1 protein-coding gene and 1 pseudogene are annotated in these 2,021 nt (G+C 38.4%); both read left to right on the top strand.

Features of this window, described 5'->3' with window-relative positions; translation table 11 throughout:
- The first annotated feature begins 147 nt into the window (after window positions 1-147).
- A complete protein-coding gene (locus tag FTU17_RS17185; RefSeq protein WP_180136126.1) occupies window positions 148-1,080 on the top strand; it encodes an IS5 family transposase in 933 nt (310 codons plus the stop codon).
- Window positions 1,081-1,199: 119 nt separating this feature from the next.
- Window positions 1,200-1,894, top strand: a pseudogene (locus FTU17_RS17180) (IS3-like element ISAba22 family transposase); the annotation flags it as partial.
- Window positions 1,895-2,021 lie beyond the last annotated feature (127 nt).

Genomic DNA, 2,021 nt, shown 5'->3' with positions numbered 1-2,021 from the left:
TTGTTCCATTTTAGAGATTTGTTTAAGATAAGATATAACTCATTGAGATGTGTCATAGTATTCGTCGTTAGAAAACAATTATTGTGACATTATTTCAATGAGTTATCTATTTTTGTCGTGTACAGAGTTCGGCAATATAATTTCCAAATGAAGAAGCCTACACACAAAATCTATCGCACAACCAATTGGCCCGCATATAACCGAGCTCTCATTAATCGTGGGAATATTGCTATTTGGTTCGATCCAAAAACACAATGGTATGTACAACCACAAGGCAAACATGGTCGTAATCAAACTTATTCCGACTCAGCCATTCAATGTTGTTTAATGATCAAATCTCTATTTCGCCTGTCTTTACGTATGGTCACAGGTTTTGTTCAGAGCCTGATTAAACTTTGCGGATTAGATTGGACAGCTCCAGATTACAGTACGCTTTGCCGTAGACAAAAGCATATTGATGTTTCGATTAATTATCAGAAAAGTAACGATGGACTTCACCTACTCGTGGACTCCACTGGTTTGAAGTTTTTAGGTGAAGCTGAATGGAAACGTAAAAAGCATCAGCCCGAATATCGTCGCCAATGGCGTAAACTCCACATTGGTATTGATGCTGAAACCTTGCAAATACTGGCAGTTCAGCTCACGACAAACAATGTCAGTGATTCACAGGTACTTGGTGATTTACTCGATCAGATTCCACAAGGTGAGCAAATTGACGCTGTTTATACCGATGGAGCTTATGACACCAAGCAATGCCGTCAGGTCATTGCAGATCGGCAAGCGCATGCAGTGATTCCGCCAAGAAAAAATGCGAAACCTTGGAAAGATACAAAAGCTCATACTCAGGAGAGAAATGAATTACTTCGAACAGTTAAACGTTTAGGCAGGACACTATGGAAAAAATGGTCAGGCTATCATCGCCGAAGTTTGGTTGAAACCAAGATGTATTGCATCAAATTATTAGGCGATAAACTGAATGCTAGAAAGTTTGACAGTCAAGTCAACGAAATTCATGCACGTGTAGCGGTGTTAAATAAATTTACGGAATTAGGCCAACCTCATATCCAAATTGTCACTTAAATTTGAGTAGATATGGGAAATCTTAATTTTTAAATCTTTGTGCAACAAAGCTCTGATGTGTGCTGAAAAAACAGGAGGTTTTAACTTGGTAAACTAAACACACTCATCAGGAGTTTACCATGAGCAAGAAACACAAGACTTACACCACAGAATTTAAAGCTGAAGCCATCAAATTAATTGAAGCCAATCAAGGCAATGTCTCGGAAACAGCTAGACAACTTAGCATTTCAATGCAAACTCTTTCAAATTGGAATACCAAAGCAAAGGCTGGAACTTTAGCAGGTACAAAACAGTATTCACCTGATCTAAACGCTCTACTCGAAGAAAATAAAAAACTCAAACAACAGCTCAAAATAGCTGAAATGGAACGTGAATTTTTAAAAAAGGCAGCAGCGTACTTTGCCAAAGAAAGTCAGTAAGGTACGCCTATATGAAACAAAAAAGATATTCTTTTCCAATTACCTTAATGGCTCGATTACTTCATGTTTCAGTTTCATGTTTTTATGATTGGCTCAAGAGAGGCGTGAGCAAAAGAACGATTCAACGAAATCAACAGACGATATTGGTGAAAATAGCCCATGAGCAGACAAGGCAGAGCTATGGTTATATTCGATTAACCAAATACTTACAAGCTCAGGGTATAAAAATGAGTATGTACGCTGTACGTCAGATAAAAGCGCTGAACCACCTGTATTGTAAGCGACACAAGCGTTTTAAAAGGACTACGAATAGTGACCATAATCGAGCGATCTATGAAAACCTGCTGGAGCAACAATTCTCAATGACTAGACCAAATCAAGCATGGTCAAGTGATTGAACCGTACCGGGTTTGTCGGAGACCACTTTTCTTGAGAGAATGTCCCGATGAAAAAAGTAAAATACACCCCTGAAATCAGAGATAGAGCGGTTCAATTATTGATTGAATCTGAAAAAGATTATCC

The organism is Acinetobacter sp. YH12070 (assembly GCF_013419625.1).
GTDB lineage: Bacteria > Pseudomonadota > Gammaproteobacteria > Pseudomonadales > Moraxellaceae > Acinetobacter > Acinetobacter amyesii.
The sequence above is the reverse complement of the archived record's forward strand: the minus strand, read 5'-3'. Positions and strand labels throughout refer to the sequence as shown.